This is a genomic window from Methylomonas rivi, assembly GCF_024505165.1.
Classification (GTDB): domain Bacteria; phylum Pseudomonadota; class Gammaproteobacteria; order Methylococcales; family Methylomonadaceae; genus Methylomonas; species Methylomonas rivi.
Genome location: NZ_JANIBK010000222.1, coordinates 1 through 4,343 on the forward strand (window position 1 = coordinate 1; position 4,343 = coordinate 4,343).

Annotated in this window: 5 protein-coding genes; all 5 read right to left on the reverse strand. The window is 51.9% G+C overall.

Annotated features, from left to right (window positions below):
- On the reverse strand, positions 1-342 hold a 342-nt coding region (locus NP596_RS20095), incomplete at its 3' end, for a hypothetical protein (protein WP_256617175.1).
- Positions 343-785: 443 nt separating this feature from the next.
- Positions 786-2,489, reverse strand: a complete 1,704-nt coding sequence (ureC, locus tag NP596_RS20100) for an urease subunit alpha (protein WP_256617176.1) — start codon at positions 2,487-2,489, stop codon at positions 786-788.
- A complete protein-coding gene (locus NP596_RS20105) occupies positions 2,486-2,803 on the reverse strand; it encodes an urease subunit beta (protein WP_256617177.1) in 318 nt (105 codons plus the stop codon). Before NP596_RS20105 ends, ureC begins: the two co-directional genes overlap by 4 nt.
- A 129-nt stretch (positions 2,804-2,932) precedes the next feature.
- Positions 2,933-3,235, reverse strand: a complete 303-nt coding sequence (gene ureA, locus NP596_RS20110) for an urease subunit gamma (protein WP_064020995.1) — start codon at positions 3,233-3,235, stop codon at positions 2,933-2,935.
- Between the two features lie 442 nt (positions 3,236-3,677).
- Entirely contained in the window at positions 3,678-4,211 is a 534-nt protein-coding gene (locus tag NP596_RS20115) for a hypothetical protein (RefSeq protein ID WP_256617178.1), read from the reverse strand.
- Positions 4,212-4,343: the final 132 nt, after the last annotated feature.

Below are 4,343 nucleotides of genomic sequence, written 5' to 3' on the forward strand. Positions count from 1 at the left end.
GAAGTTTTTTACTTCTACCATTAGTTGGCTGCCGTCTTTAAATATCAGTCTGTAATCTGGTGCAATTATTTCATGGTCAATGTAGTAAATATCTCCAGAATCTTCTTGTTTTAGTAGAGCTACATGTCCTAAGGCACGAACAATATACGCGAAGAGAAGTTCTGTCCTCTTTCCATAAATTACTCTGTTGTTACTTTTGCTGCTTTCGAGTGACTGCCGAATTTTTTCTATGAAATCGTTCTGGGCAATCGGGTCATTAAGTTTATATCCATGCTTGACACTCATTGCAGAGAATAGATCAAAAGTTTCAAATTTTTCTGGATTTCTTTTTTGCTTTTTCAATGCTTATTCTCAAATCACAAATGCCTAACCAGTTACTAAGCTGTTAACAGTCTAGTAGGGTGGCATGATTTAGTGCCCACGCGGAATTAAAGTCCAATGGTGGGCAAATATGCCCACCCTACGCCTCAAATTAACTTTCCAATCCATACAATACCTTATCTACCTTGACGAGGTTAATCCCCTGATGCCGCGCCGAGCACCGGAGGGTTTGGGCGGATTAGCCCGTAGGGGCGATGCAGGGATGCATCGCGTTTTTCGCAGGGGCTGGGAAGCCCCTTCGGAAAACCCCGCTCAAACCCGAGGAGCGCAGGATTCACGCGGCATGGGGTGTCGTTTCTTTTGGGTACTTTTCTTTGGACACGCAAAGAAAAGTACCTCGGCTGTCGGGCCGAGACCCGACTTCAAACACACAGCCGTCGCGCCAGCGACACCAAAAAACAAAATCAAAACAAAAAATACCGCTGCGCCATCGGCAAAACCACCGCCGGCTCGCAAGTAAGCAACACCCCATCCGCCCGCACCTGATAAGTTTGCGGACAAACCTCCATCACCGGCTGGTAGTCGTTCAACTTCAAATCCGCCTTGCCGATGTTCCGCGTATTCCTTACCGTACCGACCCGCTTCTGCAAACCCAATTGCCCGGCCACACCGCCGGACACCGCCGCTTGCGGTAAAAAGATCATCGAATTGGCGGCGGCTGTCTGGCCGAAGCTGCCGAACATCGGCCGGTAATGCACCGGTTGCGGCGTCGGGATGGACGCATTCGGATCGCCCATCGGCGCGGAGGCGATCAGGCCGCATTTTAATATCAAGCTGGGTTTAACGCCGAAAAAGGCCGGTTGCCAAAGCACCAAGTCGGCCAGTTTGCCGGCTTCGATCGAACCCACTTCATGGGAGATACCGTGGCTGATGGCCGGATTGATGGTGTATTTGGCGATGTAGCGCTTGATGCGCTGGTTATCGTTTGCGGCCGGGTCGCCGGACAAGGCGCCGCGCTGTATCTTCATTTTGTGCGCGGTCTGCCAGGTGCGGATCACCACTTCACCGACCCGGCCCATGGCTTGCGAATCCGAGGAAATCATCGAAAACGCCCCCAGGTCGTGCAGGATGTCTTCGGCGGCGATGGTTTCGCGGCGGATGCGGGATTCGGCGAAGGCCACGTCTTCCGGGATGCTGGGATCGAGATGATGGCAGACCATCAGCATGTCCAGATGCTCGTCCACCGTGTTGACCGTGTAAGGCCGGGTCGGATTGGTCGAAGACGGCAGTACATTCGCCAAACCGCAGGCTTTGATAATGTCCGGGGCGTGGCCGCCGCCGGCGCCTTCGGTGTGGTAGGTGTGGATGGTGCGGCCTTTAAAGGCGGCGAAGGTGTCTTCGACAAAGCCGGATTCGTTCAAGGTGTCGGTGTGGATGGCTACCTGCACGTCGTAATCCTCGGCTACACCCAGGCAGCAGTCGATCGCCGCCGGCGTGGTGCCCCAGTCTTCGTGCAATTTCAAACCCATCGCGCCGGCCAAAACCTGTTCTTCCAACGCACCGGGCAGGCTGGCGTTGCCCTTGCCCAATAAACCGAAATTCATCGGCAGGCCGTCCAGGGCTTTTAGCATTTGCTGGATATGCCACGGCCCCGGCGTGCAGGTGGTGGCGTTGGTGCCGGTGGCCGGGCCGGTGCCGCCGCCTATCATGGTGGTGACGCCGGAGCACAGCGCTTCCTCGATTTGCTGCGGACAAATGAAATGGATGTGGGCATCGATGCCGCCGGCGGTCAGAATATGGCCTTCGCCGGCGATGACTTCTGTGCCGGGGCCGACGATGATGTCCACGCCGGGTTGAATATCCGGATTGCCGGCTTTGCCGATCTTGAAAATGCGGCCCTGCTTGATGCCGACGTCGGCCTTGACGATGCCCCAATAGTCGATAATCAGCGCGTTGGTGATCACCAAATCCACCGCAACGTCGTTGCCGAGCTGGCTTTGGCCCATGCCGTCGCGGATAACCTTGCCGCCGCCGAATTTCACTTCGTCGCCGTAGACGGTGTAATCGGCTTCCACTTCCATGATCAAATCGGTATCGGCCAAGCGTACCCGGTCGCCGGTGGTGGGGCCGAACATGTCGGCATAAGCCGCTCTCGAAATCTTGCTCATGCGGTTTTCTCCAATGCGCCCATTATCTCGCCTCTAAAACCGTAGACTTTGCGTTCGCCGGCAAAAGCCACCAACTGCACCTCGCGCTGCTGGCCCGGCTCGAAACGCACCGCCGTGCCGGCCGGAATGTCCAGCCGAAAACCCAAGGCCACGCTACGGTCGAAATGCAAGGCCGGGTTGGTTTCGTAAAAATGATAATGCGAGCCAACTTGTATTGGCCGGTCGCCGCTATTGGCGACCAAGACTTTAACGGTGGCTCGGCCGGCGTTGAGTTCGATGTCGCCGGCGGCGGGGAAGAGTTCTCCGGGGATCATGGGGGCTCCTGTTAAATTTGGTTTTCCGCGTGGGCACGATAAATCGTGTCCACCCTACATCTTTGATCTTCTTTACTTTTCGGCAGATTGTCGTAGGGTGGGCACACGTTTTTTGTGCCCACGCGATGATTAAACAATCGGCTCATGGACAGTCACAAGTTTCGTGCCATCCGGAAACGTCGCCTCCACCTGTACGTCGGGGATCATTTCCGCCACGCCGTCCATCACATCGTCGCGGGTCAACAGCGTTCGACCAAAGCTCATCAACTCGGCCACGCTCTGACCGTCGCGCGCGCCTTCCATGATCGCGGCGGAGATGTAGGCCACGGCTTCCGGGTAGTTGAGTTTCAAGCCTCTGGCTTTGCGGCGCTCGGCGAGGAGGGCGGCAGTGAAGAGGAGGAGTTTGTCTTTTTCTCTAGGTGTTAGTTGCATGGCGGCGGTTTTTGTTTTTTCGTGTTTGGCTTGGGTTGTGTCGCTACCGCGACGGGTTTTTATATGTCGGTTCGCGGACCGACAACCGCGATACTTTTGCTACGAAAACCATCCATGGTTTTCGCCCTTCGGGCCAGCCTATCGGCTGTTCAAATTCGTTCCAGACGAATTTGTGCTTGGCCAAAAGAAAGTATCCAAAGAAAAGGCCACCCCATGCCGCTTGTATCCTGCGCTCCGAAGGGTTTGAACGGGGTTTTTCGAAAGGGCATCCCAGCCCTTGCGAAAAACGCGATGCATCCCTGCATCGCCCCTAACGGGCAAATCCGCTCAAACCCTCCGGTGCTCGGCGCGGCATCAGGGGGAATGCCATCCCGCAATTCAAAGCGGCTGCAGGTCCGATTACGTTTCGCTAATTAATCCACGCAAGCACAATTGCAAAAAATTACCAATATCGATAAGGTATTTTTGAGTTATTGACCACAACGCCATGCTTTAAACTCCTTTGTAAGAATTGTTGAGCGGAGCTTGCTGTTTCAATGGGATGTGGGCAAGGCCCAACTATCACTTCCTCGATTATTCTATGATTTTGAAAATCATATGGTATTTCTACATAAGGAACCAAAAAAGTTTTTCCTTCTTTAAACTTTACTGGCCTTTTGTCTAACTTAGTTAGAATATCTTCATCCCTTTTAATTATCAGACGATATTCATCTTCCTCAGAAAATGATTTATCTTTCCAAGAGTATGCAATTCTTGCTAATAGTGGTTGTATTGCAAAGAAATCATACGTGCAAATCGCGGTATACCATGCCGGGTTTTGATCATTCATATCAACATAATTTGGGTATGGAAAATTGTCTGAATCAATTTTATCTAATGCTATTGAAAACCAACCATTACTTTGTTCATCTAGCTCATTCATTCTTTTTAGCATCTTTTTATATTCTTGAATATCATTAGATATAAGCCAAGGCATTTTACTCAGTAATTCATACTGTTCTTCAATTCTTCAATCTCGTTTTCAGCAATGGAAAGATCTTTTGGGTTTATATATTCAACTTTTACAATTAAACCATCAAGAGAATCTGATGGGTAAAATAAACGCCCA